The sequence below is a fragment of the Pseudovibrio sp. Ad37 genome, assembly GCF_001623075.1.
In the GTDB taxonomy this organism is placed as follows: Bacteria; Pseudomonadota; Alphaproteobacteria; order Rhizobiales; family Stappiaceae; genus Pseudovibrio.
Window position 1 is genome coordinate 110,203 of record NZ_LMCF01000218.1, and the last position, 18,204, is coordinate 128,406.

The 18,204-nt window shown below is 51.5% G+C and carries 17 protein-coding genes; 4 read left to right on the top strand and 13 right to left on the bottom strand.

Annotation, left to right across the window (positions count from 1 at the left end):
* Nucleotides 1–179 precede the first annotated feature (179 nt).
* Nucleotides 180–689 carry a GNAT family N-acetyltransferase gene (locus tag PsAD37_RS23915; RefSeq protein ID WP_063298211.1) on the top strand — a complete coding sequence of 170 codons (510 nt, stop codon included), beginning with the start codon at nucleotides 180–182 and terminating at the stop codon, nucleotides 687–689.
* Nucleotides 690–1,892: 1,203 nt separating this feature from the next.
* Here the strand turns inward: PsAD37_RS23915 and PsAD37_RS23920 are convergent.
* The 4 genes from PsAD37_RS23920 to PsAD37_RS23935 all read right to left on the bottom strand — a co-directional run bounded on the left by PsAD37_RS23920 (nucleotide 1,893) and on the right by PsAD37_RS23935 (nucleotide 5,295).
* The gene (locus tag PsAD37_RS23920; protein WP_063298212.1) at nucleotides 1,893–2,219 is read right to left on the bottom strand and encodes a hypothetical protein; all 327 of its coding nucleotides are present in this window, start codon (nucleotides 2,217–2,219) and stop codon (nucleotides 1,893–1,895) included.
* Between the two features lie 324 nt (nucleotides 2,220–2,543).
* Complete coding sequence (locus PsAD37_RS23925) at nucleotides 2,544–3,521, bottom strand: calcium/sodium antiporter (RefSeq protein WP_063298213.1); 978 nt, start codon at nucleotides 3,519–3,521, stop codon at nucleotides 2,544–2,546.
* Nucleotides 3,522–3,614: 93 nt separating this feature from the next.
* Entirely contained in the window at nucleotides 3,615–4,415 is an 801-nt protein-coding gene (locus tag PsAD37_RS23930) for a sulfite exporter TauE/SafE family protein (RefSeq protein ID WP_063298214.1), read from the bottom strand.
* Nucleotides 4,416–4,512: 97 nt separating this feature from the next.
* On the bottom strand, nucleotides 4,513–5,295 hold the full coding sequence (locus PsAD37_RS23935; protein ID WP_063298215.1) for a sulfite exporter TauE/SafE family protein: 783 nt from the start codon (nucleotides 5,293–5,295) through the stop codon (nucleotides 4,513–4,515).
* Nucleotides 5,296–5,458: 163 nt separating this feature from the next.
* Here PsAD37_RS23935 and PsAD37_RS23940 point away from each other — a divergent pair, with 163 nt between their 5' ends.
* Together PsAD37_RS23940 and PsAD37_RS23945 are read left to right on the top strand one after the other, a co-directional pair.
* Nucleotides 5,459–6,031, top strand: a complete 573-nt coding sequence (locus PsAD37_RS23940) for a thioesterase family protein (protein ID WP_063298216.1) — start codon at nucleotides 5,459–5,461, stop codon at nucleotides 6,029–6,031.
* Nucleotides 6,024–6,707, top strand: a complete 684-nt coding sequence (locus PsAD37_RS23945; RefSeq protein ID WP_082827155.1) for a glutathione S-transferase — start codon at nucleotides 6,024–6,026, stop codon at nucleotides 6,705–6,707. The genes PsAD37_RS23940 and PsAD37_RS23945 overlap by 8 nt, the downstream gene beginning before the upstream one ends.
* Here the strand turns inward: PsAD37_RS23945 and PsAD37_RS23950 are convergent.
* Both PsAD37_RS23950 and PsAD37_RS23955 read right to left on the bottom strand, forming a co-directional pair.
* Entirely contained in the window at nucleotides 6,691–7,347 is a 657-nt protein-coding gene (locus PsAD37_RS23950) for a bifunctional 2-polyprenyl-6-hydroxyphenol methylase/3-demethylubiquinol 3-O-methyltransferase UbiG (protein WP_063298217.1), read from the bottom strand. The two genes, PsAD37_RS23945 and PsAD37_RS23950, sit on opposite strands and share 17 nt — an antisense overlap.
* 83 nt (nucleotides 7,348–7,430) lie before the next feature.
* On the bottom strand, nucleotides 7,431–8,177 hold the full coding sequence (locus tag PsAD37_RS23955; RefSeq protein WP_063298300.1) for a HugZ family protein: 747 nt from the start codon (nucleotides 8,175–8,177) through the stop codon (nucleotides 7,431–7,433).
* Between the two features lie 326 nt (nucleotides 8,178–8,503).
* Here PsAD37_RS23955 and PsAD37_RS23960 point away from each other — a divergent pair, with 326 nt between their 5' ends.
* Entirely contained in the window at nucleotides 8,504–8,992 is a 489-nt protein-coding gene (locus tag PsAD37_RS23960; protein WP_057465821.1) for a BA14K family protein, read from the top strand.
* Between the two features lie 106 nt (nucleotides 8,993–9,098).
* Here the strand turns inward: PsAD37_RS23960 and PsAD37_RS23965 are convergent, their stop codons facing one another.
* The 7 genes from PsAD37_RS23965 to PsAD37_RS23995 all read right to left on the bottom strand — a co-directional run bounded on the left by PsAD37_RS23965 (nucleotide 9,099) and on the right by PsAD37_RS23995 (nucleotide 18,100).
* Nucleotides 9,099–9,869, bottom strand: coding sequence for an extensin family protein (locus PsAD37_RS23965; protein WP_208992054.1), 771 nt, complete (start codon nucleotides 9,867–9,869; stop codon nucleotides 9,099–9,101).
* Between the two features lie 645 nt (nucleotides 9,870–10,514).
* Complete coding sequence (locus tag PsAD37_RS23970; RefSeq protein ID WP_063298219.1) at nucleotides 10,515–11,111, bottom strand: FMN-dependent NADH-azoreductase; 597 nt, start codon at nucleotides 11,109–11,111, stop codon at nucleotides 10,515–10,517.
* A gap of 183 nt (nucleotides 11,112–11,294) precedes the next feature.
* The gene (metH, locus tag PsAD37_RS23975) at nucleotides 11,295–15,041 is read right to left on the bottom strand and encodes a methionine synthase (RefSeq protein WP_063298220.1); all 3,747 of its coding nucleotides are present in this window, start codon (nucleotides 15,039–15,041) and stop codon (nucleotides 11,295–11,297) included.
* An 89-nt stretch (nucleotides 15,042–15,130) separates the two neighbouring features.
* The gene (gene metF, locus PsAD37_RS23980) at nucleotides 15,131–16,051 is read right to left on the bottom strand and encodes a methylenetetrahydrofolate reductase [NAD(P)H] (protein WP_063298221.1); all 921 of its coding nucleotides are present in this window, start codon (nucleotides 16,049–16,051) and stop codon (nucleotides 15,131–15,133) included.
* 2 nt (nucleotides 16,052–16,053) lie between these two features.
* Nucleotides 16,054–17,070: a metalloregulator ArsR/SmtB family transcription factor gene (locus PsAD37_RS23985; RefSeq protein ID WP_208860167.1), complete on the bottom strand. Its 1,017-nt coding sequence runs from the start codon at nucleotides 17,068–17,070 to the stop codon at nucleotides 16,054–16,056.
* A gap of 217 nt (nucleotides 17,071–17,287) precedes the next feature.
* The gene (locus tag PsAD37_RS29435) at nucleotides 17,288–17,410 is read right to left on the bottom strand and encodes a hypothetical protein (RefSeq protein WP_275078348.1); all 123 of its coding nucleotides are present in this window, start codon (nucleotides 17,408–17,410) and stop codon (nucleotides 17,288–17,290) included.
* 114 nt (nucleotides 17,411–17,524) lie between these two features.
* Nucleotides 17,525–18,100 (bottom strand): hypothetical protein, encoded by a 576-nt coding sequence (locus tag PsAD37_RS23995; protein ID WP_063298223.1) that lies wholly within the window; start codon nucleotides 18,098–18,100, stop codon nucleotides 17,525–17,527.
* Nucleotides 18,101–18,204 lie beyond the last annotated feature (104 nt).

Genomic DNA, 18,204 nt, shown 5'->3' on the forward strand with positions numbered 1-18,204 from the left:
TTTGCGCTCTAAATCTTCACGATGTAATCATCTCCAAGATTTCTGGAGAATGATCTGTGGAACCCTTGGCGGACGTTCCGCTAACCACTCTGCATTGCAACCTCAACATGTCACAGGCAGCCCAAGGCTGTCCTGATAATTGGCGTTGACTCCCTCCCAAAATCTGACATCTATCGCACATGACATTACGCAAAGCGAATAATTCAGATGCTTCTAGCATTGCAGCGATCTCGATTGAGGTATGGATAGGCACTTACCTTAAGCGTGGTGTAAGTGCTTTTTTTGCAGACTTCGCCTTGGAGGAGTTCGCCCCCTCGAAGATCGAGAAGCTTATATCTGACCCTAATCAATTCATCCTCGTTTCCGAGAATAAAGAAGGAATCGACGGCTTCATACGGGTTTCCTCAGCAAGCAAAGCCCCTGTATCAGGCTGTTCAGAAATGGAAATTGCAACCTTCTATGTTCAGCCACGCCATCATAGGAAAGGCATCGGTAAACGCCTATTAAATGCAGGTTTCCAGCACTGTCGTGAAAAAACTGCCGATTCTGTTTGGCTAACAACCAATGCAGAAAATGACCCTGCAATCGATTTCTATCTTGCACAGGGTTTCGAGCATGTTGGAGAAACCCACTTCTGTATTGCTGACGAGGCATATCTGAACAACGTATACTCATATCGCTTGTCATGATCCAACGCCCTCACTACCACAAACACCAGTAGCACCGCATGGCCTCCCATGCGGTGTTGAACCAGAGTTCCCGAAGGTCGGGATGAGCAAGGCGGCAGGCAATACCTGCGCTACTTGTTTAAAAATGTTTCTTCAGCATTGGCTACACGCCTTGCCCGGGTTTTCTTATAATGAACAACGTCGCCTCTTTTGCCTATAAGGCACGATAGCCGGTTTCCCGGAAAGACAGTGGCTTACCCAGTCAGGTTTCCCTAAGCAGACAGTTCCTCCGTCTCTGACAGACACATCTGCAAAAGCAGGTTATCCCTGCCATTACATCGGCCTCTGTCACCGCGTGATACCCTATAGTCCTGGGCCCTTCCCCTCAAACCATGCGGTCACGTTTGAAGTTCGGTTCACCGGACCACTGAAAGGTGCGTTACGTCTTCCAATAGCCCCGCCCAACCTACGACAAACTGACGGTCGCTCCGCCAGCAGCCCGCTACGTAGGCATAGGTTCAGAGTATGGGAGGAATTCAGAAGGGGCATAAGTTTTTTGAGACAGCCCGCCTCACCTGCCAACGCCAGCACGTATAGCACTGGGTACCGGATCACCGCTTCGCTCGTCCGGCATGACGGCAGTGGCATCGCAAGCAGTGGCCCAATCAACTCCCCAAACGGGAAAAGGAAGCGGCAGAGAACCTTGATGTCGATGGGTGAAAGCCTGATCCCGGCTCGGTCGCCTGCCACTGGTCTCCCGGAAGTGCAGTTCGGGAGACCAACTCAATCCTAACACACCTCATCACTAACAATCTCGGACCCCAAGCCGTGACCCATACAATGATTGCTGCATACCGCGAATGTAGTGCTCCTCGTGAGGTGGTTAAAGGTCCCGGGTCTCCGTTACGCTCCGCACATGATGACAGTGTGTGGGGGGGGGAACAGATTGGCAGAGGAGCATTCCCCCTCGCCATCTTCCCGCACTTGATGCGGGATCCAGAGCCACACCCAACAACGCATCCATATACGCACGCAAAAACGCTGGCCTGCGGAGGGTGGTGGCTCCGCAGGCCAGCAGGGTGCCGCCCGCGAGGATGCGGGGTGTAGACGCGTCTCGCTTCCGGCACCGGAGCGGATGGCATTGCTGCCAAATGCTCTTACACAGTGCGCCAGTACATGCTCCACGAAGGTAGGTTCCCTTGCTTTATGGAGCCCATAACAGGCTTAATCAGGAAGCGGATTTTTGGTGTTTATCGGTTGCGGATGAGCGACCCGCTCTCCTGCGTATTCCCGAAAAGTACTAGCGGTTTTCGGATAGGAATACGCATTAGATAAAGTTCCGCAGCGTTTTTGGAGTGCTTCCAGTCGGTCGCGGAAGGCATGATGCAAAGTGAACAAAGCATCACGCTCGCTGCTGTGCTGTAGTCTCTCAGTCAGCAATAAGTGCTGGATATAGCTGAGATTCTGCAGGTCTGAAACAGCGATGGTGACTTCGTCTATTTCATTTTGGAAAGTATTTGTGGTGCCACAGGCACATGCAAGGTCGTTCATTTTCAAAGCCTCGTTGTTGGCTGTTGAAGGACCGCACGACAGATAGGGCTTTCTAGTGCCCGCTGGCGAGCGGGAGGCTAGAAACCTGACAACGACAGGCGAGTTTATTCCCTCCCGAAGGAGGTATTGTATTCACCGCCCTCCCGCTCATAGCAAAAGCTTGCGCCTTCAGAAAAAAGACACAAAAAATCCGCTAGTTAACGGGAGCGGGTACCGCGTTGAGAGGGTTCTAGGCCTCAAGGTTGAGTGTGGAGTGAAAACCTATGGTTGTCAAATCGGCAGGTTTGACAAGGGTGTGGATGACGAGAGAAACCCCAGGCACCATCAAACAATACCAACTGCAGCACGCAAACCGGGCGTAAGTTGAAAGACCATGTAGGCCACGTAACAGCATAGGAAAAACAGACCTTCCCGGCGGCTCACCCGCCAGCCGGTAATGCAGGCAATGGCCATCAGCACAACCGTGCCCACCATCACCCAGATATCCACCTGCGCGATCTCAGAGGGAACCGGGATTGGCACAACAAGAGCTGTTACGCCGCCAATGCCGAATATGTTGAAGATGTTACTGCCAACAATATTGCCAAACGCAACCTCAGCATGGCCCCGTACCGCAGCAATGGCCGAGGTGGCAAGCTCTGGCAAAGAGGTGCCAATCGCAACCAGCGTCAAACCAATCACCGCGTCAGAAACCCCAAAATGCTTGGCAATCACGATACTTGAGGACACAAGCAAACTCGCCCCAATGACGATGCCAACCACACCCACAATAAAGATAGCAAGGCCCCACCATATGGTAAGGTTCGGATAGCTCACCTCATCGGCTTCAGCCTCATAAATCTGAGCTGCTGCTTTTCCTGCTTTGCGTTCCGAACAGTAGCTGAAGAGTGTGTAGGACAGCAGCAGAGCAATCAGAATGAAACCAGCCGATCGGGACAAATAACCCGTCAGGATAACGCCCAGCAAAATCAAGCTGGACACAACAAGCACAACACCATCACGTTGGAACGCTTCCCGGTTCACAGCAATCGGCAGGATCAATGCCGTGACACCCAATATCAGCAGCACATTGGCAATGTTGCTGCCCACAATATTGCCGACAGCAACACCGGGGTAACCGGCAAGTGCCCCCTGCAAACTGGCCACAAGCTCCGGCATGGACGTACCAAAACCAACAAGCGTCAGGCCAATAAACAGCTTTGAAACACCCAAACGCGTCGCAACAGCCACACTGCCGCGCACAAGGGCTTCGCCGCCAACAAGCAGCAGCACAAGCCCTCCAATCAACTGAAGGATCACCATGTCAGAAAACTTTCCATAAGCACAGGTCGCGCTCGCGGTTAAGACTGCTATGCAATTGGGGATCCCTTGAGCAGTTTACAAGCATGGTGCACATCACATTACATTCAGCCAAAGCTCTTTGATGATGAGCCCCAGACCGGAGAAAAACATCATCACCAACACGCAATAGCGGAACAGTGCCGGACTGAAATGTCGACCGATATAATTGCCGCTTTTGGTGCCGATATAGACAAACACCAGCCCGGTGATGGAGATGGCAAAAGCACCCAGATGCAGCAAGCCCATATAGGTCAGACCCAGGATCATCGTGGCTGTCACAACCGTGAAGAAGCTATTGATCGTTTGGATGAAATGGCTACGCGGGAGATCCAGAGATACCAGAAACGGCGTAATCGGCATCAACTGTGAGCCCGTCATCCCTGTCAGCAACCCGGTTGAAAACCCGGAAAGCGAACATCCCATCTTCTCCCAATGCGTTCTCAACTTCAGGTTCTTGGAGAGCAGCGCATATCCCACAAACGCCATGATGACGAACCCCAGCAGGATCGTCAGCCAATGCGTGGAGGCCCACCCCAAAAACCAGAGCCCAATGACAACACCCGGCACCGAATAAAGATAAATCCGCCAGAAGCGAGAAAACGACTCCCGAAAATACCCGGCCTCATAAACCAGAATGAGATCACTGATGAGCCCCGGAACCACAATAAGCGGAATGCCCTTCTTCAAACCCACCGTGTAAGCGAGAACAGCAAGGCAGATTGTTGTAAACCCAAGCCCAGCAAGGCCTTTCACAAAAGCAGCAAAGAAGAACGTAAACATGATGATGACAATCTCAAAGGCCGTATAGCCGAGATACTCCGCCGCCATTGCCATGTCTGCATCCATGTCCATCATGAAGCAGAGCCTAGGTGCGAACTTGCAACAATCTCTAACATCCCCATCTCCAAACTGAAGGGATCCATCAACCACCAGTTAGCCTAGAGCGGAGCCACTAAAATCCTTTGACCAACAAACTCAACCCAAGCCCGAACAACAGCAGCAAAATAGACGCCCTGAAGACCGAGGGCGACATCAGCTGACGCACCGCCGAGCCCAGCTTGGTGCCCAGATACACAAACGCCAGCCCAAGCGCAGAAACACCAAGCGCACTCAGGTCAAGCAGTCCGAGATAGTAAAGACCACCCACCATCACAAAGGAGGACAAAGTAAAGGAGCAATTGATCGCCTGCACAAAACGCTCACTGTTCAGATTAAGCGACAACAGATAGGGCATCACAGGCATGATCTGCGAACCGGTAATGCCATTGACCACACCCGTAATAAAACCGCTGACAGGCCCAAGGAAGCGCTCCATCTCATGGGAGAGTTTCAGGTGCGGTGTGAAAAAAGCAAACAGGGCATAGCTGATAAGCACAAAGCCCAGCACAACAACAGCTTCCTCAGCTGGCGCCACATCCAAGAACCAGAGGCCCAACAGAATCCCCGGCACAGTTGCAAGCAACATCCAGCGAAAGCGAACCACCATCTCCCTGAAAGACCCGGCATCGACCATCACCAGAAAATTGCTGGTAATACTGGGCAGTAAGATGAGCGGAATTCCTCTTTTCAACCCCACCGCGTAAACCAGAAACGGCAGACAAGTCGTTGAAAACCCGAGGCCTGTCGCCCCTTTAACGAAAGCTGCAAAGAAAAAAGCGCCCGCAACAGCAGCAAGTTCCGTTGAGCTATACGCAATCTCCCACACAAAGAGATAACTAGAAATACCTTTAAACATCTGGCACAACACACCTGACCTATTAGGAAAGCTAATTCCCTATTGGAAAATCCATTAGATTTTTGTGAAAGCCCGTGAGCTATCACGTGGAGAAGAAATGCAACTCTGGTTTAGACTTATACTTTATTTCATTAAGTTCCCTTTTCAGGAAAAACTAGCAGACATGTTCAGCAAGTCTGTTGTCCGATTGCGCGTTCTCCCCTCTGACATTGACATGAACATCCACCTCACCAACAGCCGTTATCTGGCCATGATGGATTTTGGCCGTGTAGATCACATGAGCCGCACCAAGCTCGGCAAAGCGATTTTCCGCAATAAATGGACACCACTGGCCAACCATGCCACTGTCCGCTTTCGGCGCGAGCTCCCGTTTGGCGAGCCGTTCAAGCTGGAAAGCGAGATTGTGTACTGGACAGATGAGGCCTGTGTGATGGAACAACGCTTCATCTTCACCAAAGGCCCGAAGAAAGGCATCGTTGCCGCAACCGGTCTGGTGCGCGTCAGCATGTATGACCGCGCGCAGAAGGCTTTTGTCCCAACCACAGCGGTGCTGGAAGAGACCGAAACACTCGCGACAAAGCTCCCATTACAGCCACATATCGAAGCTTTTTTGAAAGAAGAGAAGGCAATTCAGGCCTATGAACGCAAATCTGCTGGTATTGCTCCAGTGGATTCATTAGAAATACCAGCTGCTGAAAACGATCAATCAAAGGCAGACAACAGAAAGCATGGCTGAGCAGACCTCCCTCCCGATCCTGTATTCATTTCGTCGGTGTCCCTACGCAATGCGCGCCAGACTGGGATTGGTCACAAGCCAGACAACCGTTGCCCTCCGCGAGATCGTGCTGCGCAACAAACCAGCCCACATGCTGGAAATCTCACCAAAAGGAACGGTGCCTGTCCTGCAACTGACGGATGGAACCGTTATTGAAGAAAGCCTTGAGATCATGCTCTGGGCTTTGCAGCAAAATGACCCTCAAAGCTGGCTCTCACCAGAGACGGGCACGCTGGAAGAAATGCTGCAACTGATTGAAGAGATGGACGGCGACTTCAAACGCAATCTGGACAAATACAAGTACTCCACACGCTACGAAGGCGCCGATCCAGACGAGCACTACACCCTTGCCATTCACGAACTCTCCAAGCTCTCTAAACGCCTTGAAAGCTCAACGTATCTGTTCGGAGACCGCCCGGCTCTCGCAGATCAGGCACTCTTCCCATTCGTGCGCCAGTTCGCCAATGCAGATAAAGATCGCTTTGAGAGAAAAGCCCCTGCAAGCATAAAAAAATGGCTGCTCGAACGGATCGACCAGCCGGATTTTAAAACCGTGTTCGGTATGAAATGGAAGTCATGGTCACCCGAGGATGACCTTGTACTCTTCCCGCAAGAAGCGACTACACACGCCCTTTAAACAGCGCAACTTCACCAACCACTTCAATCGTCACATCCCTGAAATACGTCTCCAGATTGGAGCGCAAATCATCAAGGTTGTCTTCAGCGTTCGAAAAGATGCCCTTGCTGTTGTAAAAGCCCATCAGCTTGCGCGCTGCCCAGTTTGGTTTCTGCCCTTCACCCAAAATGGTTGAGCCAAACAAGATCCCACCGTCATTCAGCAGCGGTCTGAGGTTCTCAAACACCATATACTTCTGCTTCATGGTTCCCGGCAGGCAGTGCAGCAGATAACCCAGATTGATGCTGTCAAACTTGGCGTCGGTCCACTCAATCGGCTCAAGCACATCAGTCTGCGCTGTACTGACATCCGCCACCACAGAGCGGGCCTTAGCATAGTCCAGACAGGTTTCATTAAGATCCATCAGCACCAGACGTGTCTTATCCGGAAAGCGCCCGTGCTCCAGAAAGTAGCCACTGCCAACACCCACATCGAGGTGATTGGCACTGACATTGCGATTGAAGAAGCTCAGCGCTTTTGAGGCGGAACAACGCCACAGAAACGTGTTGGAGAACCGCAGAACCAACAGGTCATAAATACGCAGAGTTTTGTCGGAGTAGACCTCTGCCCCTGCCGCACTATCCAAATTCTCTTTATTCATTTCCGCACCAATCCTATTTTGCTTCACGCATGCATGGTTGCCATACTAGAACAACAACATGAGAAAAACCCTACGTCATGGTTTTACACAGAACAACCAAGAGTTTGCATCAGCAATTTTTCAAGCTCCACGACTGGCACTGCTTGATCCCAGAAATGGCGGTAAACTGCCTCTCCATCAAAGAAATCAGCCCCTTCACCATCAACGCTCACCAGCCCCCATTTTGAGGCGCCAACCTTAAAGGTTTGCGAGGCAAACGCACCAATATCGTCTGCATGGCGCTCATTCATGCGGATAACAAGATCATGAGCGGTAGCCGCGAGCTGCTCGCGTCCCTCATCAGAAGACAGAACATCCTCGGTATCCAGCAAGAACGCCTTACCAAAGCCGCCGTTCACGTTCACCCGCTCAACATGCAGGCGATACCAGTCGAAATCAGCAAAATCGACATAGAGCTTGGCCTTTGGGTGCCGCATCAGATAGCGGTTGCGCAGCTCAGTGCACAACGGGTCCCCTTTGCTCAGTCGCTCAAAGCGCCCGATAACAGTCAATCGCGGATGAGCCAGTGGGTCCCCTTTACCCGGCTCACCAATCAGCAAAGACGCCCGCTGATCTTGCTCAAGGCATTGAGAATGGTTGGAAAGGCTGGAAGCAAGCATAAACGGCGCACCAACAACATCCGAGCTGACGCCAACACGGCTGACAATAGGGTAACCGGTCTCTGGCTCCAGAACAGCAAGAGAAGCAAATCTGACAGATCTGATCAGCTTCTTGGCAAGAGCGCGTGCTTCATCGGTGGTTTCACGAATTGGATCTATTTTCTTTTCCATACCAACCTCACTTTTCCCAATCTGACCCTGCTCAGATTCTTGGGTCTTGTCTATCTCCACTTAAGCCTATTCCCGAAAAGCGGTCTCCATAATCTGGAGAGGACGACATACTGATTTAAGTAAGATGAATAACGTACTCAACTTAAAATTTGGTAAGAAATCAGCGTCCTAAACATTTTTTCAAGCGCCTAATAAATTGACTTATATATCTTTTCAGAGCCATTCATCTACATGAACAGAAGATGAATGGCTCTCTCAAAGAAGGTTCAGGCCACTTCTGGTTAATTAGTCTCAACAAACACGAAATACCGTTTACGGAGACGAAAATGGCTAAAGCATCAGCAGTAATTTCAGTAGCACTTGCAGGGGCAATGATGTTGCCAGTCGTTTCTGCAGCTCAGGCAGGCCCGCGAAACAATACTTACATTGAGAACAACACTTACGTTGAAAACAACTATTACCATAAGCGTAAGAAGAGAAAGCATAAGAAGCACGGCATCAATGCGGGTGAAGCAGCTGCAATCGGCGTTATCGGTCTGGCAGCAGGTCTCATCATCGGCAATGCAGTGACACCGCAACCTCAGTACGTTGCACCACCACGCCCGGCCTACCGCCCACCAGCGCCAGCGTATCGCCCACCAGCATACCGTCCACCAGTGGTGCACCAACCAGCACCGGTTTATCACGCTCAGGCTGTAGCCCCAGCCCCGTGGTCCCCGGCTTGGTTCGCCTACTGCACCAACAAATACAGAAGCTTTAACCCGAACACCGGCACCTATCGCACGTACTCTGGCAAAAACCGTTTCTGCCAGTAAGCTCTGTCATCACAGAACACGCCCGCTTGAAAGAGATAAAGCCCCGTCTCAATCAGGTGGGCGTTCCCACATCATGCTTCTGAAAATGAATTACGAGCCCGCGCCTTTATTTGCAGACGCGATATTTGCAGCCCTTGCCGTGACAGCCCTGATCGAAGTGTAAGTGGTCTCGGTGATACTTGTCAGCCTCTGGGCCAAGTACGGTCGTGAAGCGCTCACAGGCTCCCTTATGTAAGCTGCTTAGGAAACGCACTTCAGCTGAAGACCCAGCCCAGCCCTCTTCAACAGTCACTTCCCGTCCATCAGACAAATAGAAACCTGCAATATCGATGGCGTTGCCCTTGCCATGCTCTGAGAGCTTCGCGCCGCGTTTGTTATTCCGGCCACGACAAGCATACCCCGCAGCCGTGCGAATGCGCGTGATGGATACACCAAGTTCCCGCCGTGCAGCAGGCACTGCCACATCCTGCAACCAGCCATCCAGCTTTTGTGCCAGCTCGCACTCAATCTGCACTGGCATCGTCAGGCTAATCTCTTGGCCACCACCAACCACAGACCGCAAAGAAACAGGCTGATCAATCCCACATCCATCCGGCCCGTCAACAGCGTTTGTTATCTCAACACTCCAACCACGGAGCACACACATCCTCGCATTACTTGCTGGAGGAAAAACGCGCTGGTTTTCAAGTGGCACAGGAACGAGAGAAAGCGGCTTGCCCGCAGGAACGCGCGAAGGCTGAACATCCACCTTGCTCTGAGGAAGAGGCATCGGAGGCAATAAGGTTGAATTGCCAACATAAGGACGAGCTTTTGGCATCGGTGTGGCACCAACGTGTGCAGCGCCGATGCACATACCGACAACCAAAACGGCAGACAAAAGTCTTCCGGCAGCGTTCCTACCTGTCTTGTAACCCACCTCGAAATCCCCGATTTGAACAGGCGTTTGCCCGGCGCTGTTCCTGATTCAATGCTGAATATTTCCGTTTTCCCGCCTGAATTGTCATGAATGTTTCAAACTATCCACGCCCAATTCACCCCAGGAAAAGCATGAGTATAGCCCGACGAGTATTCGCGAAGCTGCAGAAAACCTGCATATTGATTTGACAGAGGAAACGCAAGAATTCCCTTGGTCTTTCACAAAACAACCAGAAAGTATCCTCCGGCTTTACACATATTATTCGCTACAGAAATTTTCAGTGATCCTAGGTGCTTTTCTAGCAGTGCAATGAAAAATGGCATTTTTTTGCTTCCTAAGGCGGCTTCCGTCACATAAGCTTTAAACAGCTAGTGAGTAACGGGAGATAAATCCATGACTGTCACACGAAGCTTTAACGCCGTCGCAATCACACTTGCATTTGCATTTATTGGTGCTGTCGTTATCGGCTTGCTATAGTCCCCCTCCCCCACACTGACCAAGTCCTTCACAAAATAAAAATCGAAGGCAAGACTTCACCAAATGCACAAAGAAACCCACCTTGTTACCAAGGTGGGCTCAAGATGATTAATTGCTTTTGCGTATCAGTTACGCTGCCACAACTGTCAGACCAGCCATTGTGTTCTGCGCTTGTGCAATTGCTGCATCACGGTCAACAGCAACACCTTCCGCTGCAACAACTTCCACATCGCTCACACCAATAAAGCCAAGCACCTGCTTGAGGTAAGGCACAGCAAAGTCTGCTGGAGAGCCAACAGGCACGCCGCCAGCTGCTGCAACGATGTAGGCCTTCTTGCCCGTCAGAAGGCCCTGTGGGCCGTATTCGGTGTAATTGAAGGTCACACCCACACGTGCAATCTGGTCAACCCATGCCTTCAAAACAGCTGGCACAGAGAAGTTGTAGATCGGCGCACCAATCACCAGCACATCCGCCTCTTTTAGCTCCGCGATGAGCGCATCAGACAGCGCAAGGCCTTCTTTCTGATCTTCACTACGCTGCTCGTCAGGGGTGTAAGCAGCGCCGATCCACGCTTCATTGATAAAGGTAATCGGGGAGTTCAGATCACGCTCAATAACGGTGTCACCATCATTGGAGATCTTGGAGGCAAGCTCATCAGAAAGCTGACGGGTTACGGATGTAGCCGTTGCCGCTGAGCTATGGATCTTCAAAATTGTCTTCTTCATCGGTCGTCTCCTATGCCCCAAAACAGGAGCTATTGTCTTCTCCTGAACATACATAATGGAACCACAGCGAATGATTAGATCACTAATTGGAAACAGTCCTTGCACACACCAGCGACAATCCGACAAAGAAAAAGGGCTGCGAAAGATATCCGCAGCCCTTCTAAATCTCAGTTTTTCAAAAGGTTACTCAGCAGCTTCACGAGCCATCGGGTTGTAGTTCAAAATCGGAGCCAGCCAGCGCTCTGCCTTTGCCAGTTCCCAACCCTTACGCTTTGCATAATCTTCCACCTGATCCCGCTCAATCTTGCCAATGCCGAAGTAGTGGCTGTCAGGATGGGAGAAGTAGAGACCAGACACCGCAGATCCTGGCCACATTGCGTAACTCTCAGTCAATGAGATACCTGTCTGCGCTTCCGCATCAAGCAACTCCCAAAGAGTACCCTTCTCAGTATGATCAGGCTGTGCAGGGTAACCCGGTGCAGGACGGATACCATCGTAGTCCTCTGCAATCAGATCAGCATTAGACAGACCTTCATTCGGCGCATAGGCCCAAAGCTCAGTACGCACCAGTTCGTGCATCCGCTCTGCAAGTGCTTCTGCCAAACGGTCAGCAATCGCCTGACTGAGGATCTTGTTGTAGTCATCACCAGCTTCACCGTAGCGCTTGGCAATTTCATCCTCTCCAATACCTGCAGTTACAGCAAACCCGCCAACATAGTCCGGAATGCCGCTGTCAATCGGCGCAACAAAGTCCGCAAGGGCCACGTTACCGCGATCAGAGGAACTCCGATCCATCTGCTGACGAAGGGTGTAAAGACGGTTCAACTCAGTTGTTCGGCTCTCGTCGGTGTAAAGCACCAGATCATCACCATCCTGCGCACTAGGCCAGAAACCAACCACAGCATTCGCTTGCAGCAGTTTGCCGTCCACGATCTCCTTCAGCATCTCCTGCGCATCATTATAAAGCGCCTGAGCTGCCGGACCATAGCGGTCATCCGTCAACACTGCAGGATAGGCTCCCTTAATCTCCCAGGTGGAGAAGAAAGGTGTCCAGTCAATGTACCTCACCAACTCCTTCAAAGAGACATTGGTAAATGTCTTGGTGCCGATGAACTTAGGCTTGGTTGGAGCATATCCATCAAAGTTCGGCTTGAAGCGATTTTCACGAGCCTTCTCGATGGTCGCCCGAACCTTCTTGTTCCGCGACCGCGCATGCTTTTCAGCAACATCTGCATATTCAACACGCGTTGCATCATAAAGTGTCTCGCGACCACCTTCACTCACCAGACGGGACGCAACACCCACCGCGCGTCCAGCATCAGTGACGTAAATCGCCTGACCCTTGGAGTAGTTCGGATGGATCTTCACCGCTGTATGAACACGAGAGGTCGTCGCGCCGCCAATCAGCAGCGGAATATCCAGCCCCTCACGCTCCATCTCAGAAGCCACGTGGCACATCTCATCAAGCGACGGTGTGATCAGGCCGGACAAACCAATGATATCAACATCGTGCTTGCGCGCTTCATCAATGATCTTGGCTGTTGGCACCATCACCCCAAGGTCGATAACCTCAAAGTTGTTACACTGCAGAACAACGCCAACGATGTTCTTGCCAATGTCATGCACATCCCCTTTAACAGTCGCCATCAGGATCTTGCCGTTAGACGAGCTCTCATCCAAACCACTACGACGCTTTTCCTCTTCCAGGAATGGCATCAGATAGGAGACAGCTGCCTTCATCACACGAGCAGATTTCACCACCTGCGGCAGGAACATTTTACCAGCGCCAAACAGATCACCCACCACGTTCATGCCATCCATCAATGGACCTTCAATCACATGCAGCGGACGATCAAAGTTCTGGCGAGCCTCTTCCGTGTCCTCAACGATAAAGTCCGTGATACCGTGAACCAGCGAGTGCTCAAGACGCTTTGCAACTGTTGCCTCACGCCAGCGCAGGTCAACCTCACGTTTCTTTCCACCCGGACCTTTAAACTTCTCAGCAGCTTCAAGCAGGCGATCCGTGGAATCTGAACGGCGGTTCATGACCACATCTTCACACAGCTCACGCAATTCAGCAGGAAGGTCATCATAAACAGCCAGCTGACCAGCATTCACAATACCCATGTCCATGCCAACCTGAATGGCGTGGTACAGAAACACAGAGTGCATCGCTTCACGAACCGGCTCATTCCCGCGGAAGGAGAACGACAGGTTGGAAACACCACCGGAAATATGAGCGTATGGCAGGTTCTCAGAGATCCATTTGGTCGCTTCAATGAAGTCCAGACCATAGTTGTCGTGCTCTTCAATACCAGTCGCAACCGCAAAGATATTCGGATCAAAAATGATATCCTGAGGCGGGAAACCAACCTTATCTACCAGCACGTCATAGGAGCGTTTGCAGATGTTGATCTTGCGTTCAAACGTGTCAGCCTGACCCGTTTCATCAAACGCCATCACAACAACAGCAGCACCATAACGGCGGATCAACTTAGCCTGCGCGATGAAGTTCTCTTCCCCTTCTTTCAAGGAAATCGAGTTCACCACAGCCTTACCCTGCACACACTTCAGGCCAGCTTCAATGACAGTCCACTTGGAGCTGTCGATCATCACTGGAACCTTGGCAATATCCGGTTCAGCCGCAATCAGGTTGAGGAATGTAACCATGGCTTCTTCACTATCAAGAAGCCCCTCATCCATGTTGATGTCAATGATCTGCGCACCATTCTCAACCTGAGAACGGGCAACATCAAGCGCTGCATTGTAGTCATCGTTCTTGATCAGTTTGCGGAACCGCGCAGAGCCCGTCACGTTGGTGCGCTCACCCACGTTAACGAAGTTCACTTCCTTGGTGAAAGTGAACGGCTCCAGACCGGACAGACGCATCAGGCGCGGCACTTCTGGCAAAGCACGCGGCTTCAAGCCTTCCATCGCATCCGCAAGGGCCTTGATGTGATCTGGCGTCGTGCCACAACACCCGCCAACCACGTTGACCAGTCCAGACTCGGCAAACTCTTTCATGAGGCCAGCCATGTATTCCGGGCTCTCATCGTATTCACCAAACTCATTCGGCAAACCCGCATTCGGATAAGCACAAACAAGAGTATCCGCAACACGGGAAATCTCATCCACGTGCGCACGCATTTCCTTGGCACCCAGCGCACAGTTCAGGCCAACCGTAAACGGCTCCGCATGACTGACAGAGTTCCAGAATGCTTCCGGTGTCTGACCTGAAAGGGTACGACCAGACAGATCGGTAATCGTGCCGGAGATCATGACCGGCAGCTTGATGCCTTTTTCCTCAAACACCTGATCAATCGCGAACAAAGCCGCTTTTGCGTTCAGGGTATCAAAGATGGTCTCAACAAGAATGAGATCACAGCCACCATCAACCAGACCACGGGTCGCTTCAGCATAAGAATCCTTCAGATCATCAAAGGAAACTGCACGGAAGCCCGGATTGTTCACGTCCGGAGAGATCGAGGCCGTCCGGTTTGTTGGCCCAAGTCCACCGGCCACAAACCGGCGGCGGGAAGGATCAATCTCCTTCATCTGCTCAACAGCTTCACAGCAAAGGCGGGCACCTTCCTTGTTCAGCTCATAAACAATGCTCTCCATCGCGTAGTCAGCCTGCGCAATAGAAGTGGAGGAGAACGTGTTGGTCTCGATGATATCTGCACCCGCTTTCAGATACTGCAGGTGGATATCTCGAATGGCATCTGGCTGGGTCAGGATCAGAAGATCATTGTTCCCTTTCAGATCCTGATTCCAGCTCTTGAAGCGCTCACCTCGGAACTGCGCTTCATTGAACTGCAGATTCTGGATCATAGTTCCCATGGCACCATCTAAAACAAGGATACGCTCCTTGGCGGCTGCTTCTAGGGCTGCAAAAATGTCCGAACCGGTCTTTTTCACCTGCAAACTCATGGGATCCGATCTTTTCTAGTACTTTACTTTTGCGGGTCACGAATGGGGCCGTAATCCGACAAATATCTTTATATGTGCGTGGATTGGATTCAGGCAGCGACAGATGCTTTCACATCCTGTTTTGCGCGAAGACCAAGCATGTGGCAGATCGCGTAAACGAGGTCTGCTTTGTTCATTGTGTAGAAGTGGAAGTCCTCAACACCATCATCCGCCAAGCTCATCACCTGCTCGGCAGCAACAGCTGCAGCAACCAGTTCACGGGTGCGAGGGTCATCATCAAGACCGTCAAACCGGTGCGCCAACCAACCTGGAACAGAAGCTCCGGTCTTCTTCGCAAAACCAGAAATGCCCTTGAAGCTGGTCACAGGAACGATACCCGGAATGATTGGAATATTGATGCCGGCAGCCCGAACCCGATCCACATAACGGAAGTAGTGGTCATTATCGAAGAAAAACTGCGTGATCGCACGGGTCGCCCCAGCGTCCACCTTCGCCTTCAAAACATCCAGTTCACTTTCCCAGCTAGGAGATTCCGGGTGTTTCTCAGGATAGGCTGAAACAGAAACTTCAAAATCACCAATGGAACGAATGGAAGCCACCAGATCAGCGGTAGACTGGTAACCACCTTCATGTGGATGGTATGTTTCACCGAGCCCGGTAGCCGGGTCACCACGCAGTGCCACAATATGGCGAACACCGGCATCCCAATAAGAGCGAATGACTTCATTCACTTCTTCCTTGGTGGCATCCACACAGGTCAAATGGGCAGCTGGCTTCAAAGCTGTCTCATTCACAATACGCGAAACCGTAGAGTGAGTACGCTCACGGGTAGATCCGCCAGCACCATAGGTGACAGAAACAAAGCTTGGGCCCAAAGGCTCAAGCCGTTTGATTGACGACCAAAGCTGTTGCTCCATCTTCTCGCTCTTTGGAGGAAAAAACTCGAAAGAAACGGAGATGTCAGAGGCTCCATTGAGCCTAAAACGGCGATCGATACTATGTTCGCTCATAACTAAGCAAGCTCCTTGGTCTGATCCGCTACAGGCAGGTCGGTCACAACCCGACGATCCTGAGCGAGCCAAAGGGTAACGGTTAATTTGTCTTTCTCCCCCGCGCCCGGGGTAAGATCATTCGTTGAAACAAGCTCCAGATCAGCCTCGGAAAGCCAATTGCCTACTTGTCCCTGAGAAAAGCCAAGACGACGATGCGCATGCTTCTCTCGCAAAAACTCCAATTCGTGAGGAGCAAAATCTACAAGCAACAGACGCCCACCCGGCCGCAAAGCACGGGCTGCTTCCAAAATTGCCCGCCCAGGCTCCTCCAGATAATGAAGCACCTGATGAACCACAGTCAGATCAGCTGTGTCTGGCGCAACCGGCAACGCGTAAATGTCGCCCTGCCGCACCTGCGCTTTCTGCAGGCCTGCACGGTCCAGATTAGCCCGCGCAACAGAAAGCATGTTCTGGCTTGCATCAATCCCAATGCCACGCTCGTACTGTTCACTGAACAACTCCAGCAAACGGCCGGTTCCAGTCCCCAGGTCCAGGAGGGTATCAAAGGACTTGGACCCCACGAGTGCACGCATCGCAGCTTCAACGGCAACTTCCGGCACATGAAGGCTTCGCTCCTTGTCCCAGTTGTTGGCGCGTGCTGCAAAGAAAGCCGCCGCTTCCTCAGCCTTTGCACGGCGCAACGAAACCAATCGCTCATGGTCGGCAGCAAGTACCGGATCATCCTGCTCGCTCTGCGCAACAATGCGCCGCGCCAGCTCAGCCGGACCACCTTCACCAAGACGATAATAAACCCAGGCTCCTTCCGGATACCGCTTGATCACCCCTGCCTCACAAAGAAGCTTGAGATGCCGCGAAATCCGAGGCTGGCTCTGCCCAAGAATGACTGTAAGATCCTTCACGGTCAGCTCACCAAGCACAAGCAAAGCAAGCAGACGAATACGCGTCGTCTCTCCACAGGCACGCAAGCAGCCCACCAGGTCCTCTACAGGGAGTTTGCCTTCCGGTTCATTGTTCACTGTCGTTATCAAGCCTACTACCGCCACCAACTGATCGAATAATCTGATATAAAGATATCTTTATACGTATAATAACTCGATGACAAGGAGGAACATTCCCTTCTCGCACCAAAAGAGGAATAGTTTTTCTGAGTTTTCCTTGAAAATTGGCGGATCAAAAATCAACTCTGACATTCCGGAGCGGCAAACAGAGAAAAAAAGCGCGGAATTACAACAGTTAGGCTTTTGGACAGCCGTTCTGATCGTCCTCTTCAACCACAGGCAAAACAGCACCACCCACTGCCTTTTTCTGTGAGTCAGAGAAAGTTTGCCCACCAGCAGCCCCTTCATCGATCCTCACCTTCACCTCACGATGGGCAAAAGTGATGCCGTCGCGGTTGAAGATCTCCCGAATGGCCGGCCTTCTCCTCGCCCTTGACAATCTCCTCAACAAGCACCCAGCAATTTGTCAATGCTAATCGGCAGCAACCTGCACAAGTGATCTTGAGAACAGAAATCCAATCTTCTCGGCCCTACTCTCAGGCATCCCACGATAAAATCGCAAAAGCCTCTTGGCAAACAACTTGTCTGCAAACAGCTCAACCACAAAACCAAGCGTGACTGCCAACAGCGTCAGCGCAAATATCTGCCACACCCACGAAACACTCGTATCGGTCCGCGCCCGCTCCAGTGCATTATGGACGTGCCTGGGAAAGTTCCCAAGATCCTTCAAAACAGCATTCAGAGACTGGCTGGAGCGATCAATGTTCTCCAGAGAGAATAGCTCCAGTCCATTAGATAGCCCCAAAACAAGCGGTGCCCCTTCCATAGGAATTGGCTCGCTTTCCATCACCATTTCCTGAGCATCAACCATAGGAGCTGCAACAACTGGGTCCTGCGTTTCAGGCGTTTGCGCAACAACGAAACTGATGTGCAGCAAAAGCCCCATACCAACCAAAACAGCAAGTGTCAGAAAGGAGATAAGGAAATTGAGAAAGCGATCCGCCTTAGAACTGTCAGAAGAAACTTTTTTACTTTTTCTTATTTGCATCAATCCTGCTTTGGCTACACAACCCAATCAGCAGGAGTAAACACGAACAGCACCTAAAGTTGCTTTGGCAGAAACATTCGACTTTTGGACTAAATTGACCAAAG

Excerpts from the sequence above, each read along its gene's own strand:
- PsAD37_RS23935 (WP_063298215.1), bottom strand. The coding sequence starts at position 5,295 with ATGTTTAAAGGTATTTCTAGTTATCTCTTTGTGTGGGAGATTGCGTAT.
- PsAD37_RS23940 (WP_063298216.1), top strand. The coding sequence starts at position 5,459 with ATGTTCAGCAAGTCTGTTGTCCGATTGCGCGTTCTCCCCTCTGACATT.
- PsAD37_RS23955 (WP_063298300.1), bottom strand. The coding sequence starts at position 8,177 with ATGGAAAAGAAAATAGATCCAATTCGTGAAACCACCGATGAAGCACGC.
- PsAD37_RS23970 (WP_063298219.1), bottom strand. The coding sequence starts at position 11,111 with ATGAAGAAGACAATTTTGAAGATCCATAGCTCAGCGGCAACGGCTACA.
- PsAD37_RS23930 (WP_063298214.1), bottom strand. The coding sequence starts at position 4,415 with ATGATGGACATGGATGCAGACATGGCAATGGCGGCGGAGTATCTCGGC.
- PsAD37_RS23950 (WP_063298217.1), bottom strand. The coding sequence starts at position 7,347 with ATGAATAAAGAGAATTTGGATAGTGCGGCAGGGGCAGAGGTCTACTCC.
- PsAD37_RS23945 (WP_082827155.1), top strand. The coding sequence starts at position 6,024 with ATGGCTGAGCAGACCTCCCTCCCGATCCTGTATTCATTTCGTCGGTGT.
- PsAD37_RS23960 (WP_057465821.1), top strand. The coding sequence starts at position 8,504 with ATGGCTAAAGCATCAGCAGTAATTTCAGTAGCACTTGCAGGGGCAATG.
- metH (WP_063298220.1), bottom strand. The coding sequence starts at position 15,041 with ATGAGTTTGCAGGTGAAAAAGACCGGTTCGGACATTTTTGCAGCCCTA.
- PsAD37_RS23925 (WP_063298213.1), bottom strand. The coding sequence starts at position 3,521 with ATGGTGATCCTTCAGTTGATTGGAGGGCTTGTGCTGCTGCTTGTTGGC.
- PsAD37_RS23920 (WP_063298212.1), bottom strand. The coding sequence starts at position 2,219 with ATGAACGACCTTGCATGTGCCTGTGGCACCACAAATACTTTCCAAAAT.
- PsAD37_RS23995 (WP_063298223.1), bottom strand. The coding sequence starts at position 18,100 with ATGCAAATAAGAAAAAGTAAAAAAGTTTCTTCTGACAGTTCTAAGGCG.
- PsAD37_RS23915 (WP_063298211.1), top strand. The coding sequence starts at position 180 with ATGACATTACGCAAAGCGAATAATTCAGATGCTTCTAGCATTGCAGCG.
- metF (WP_063298221.1), bottom strand. The coding sequence starts at position 16,051 with ATGAGCGAACATAGTATCGATCGCCGTTTTAGGCTCAATGGAGCCTCT.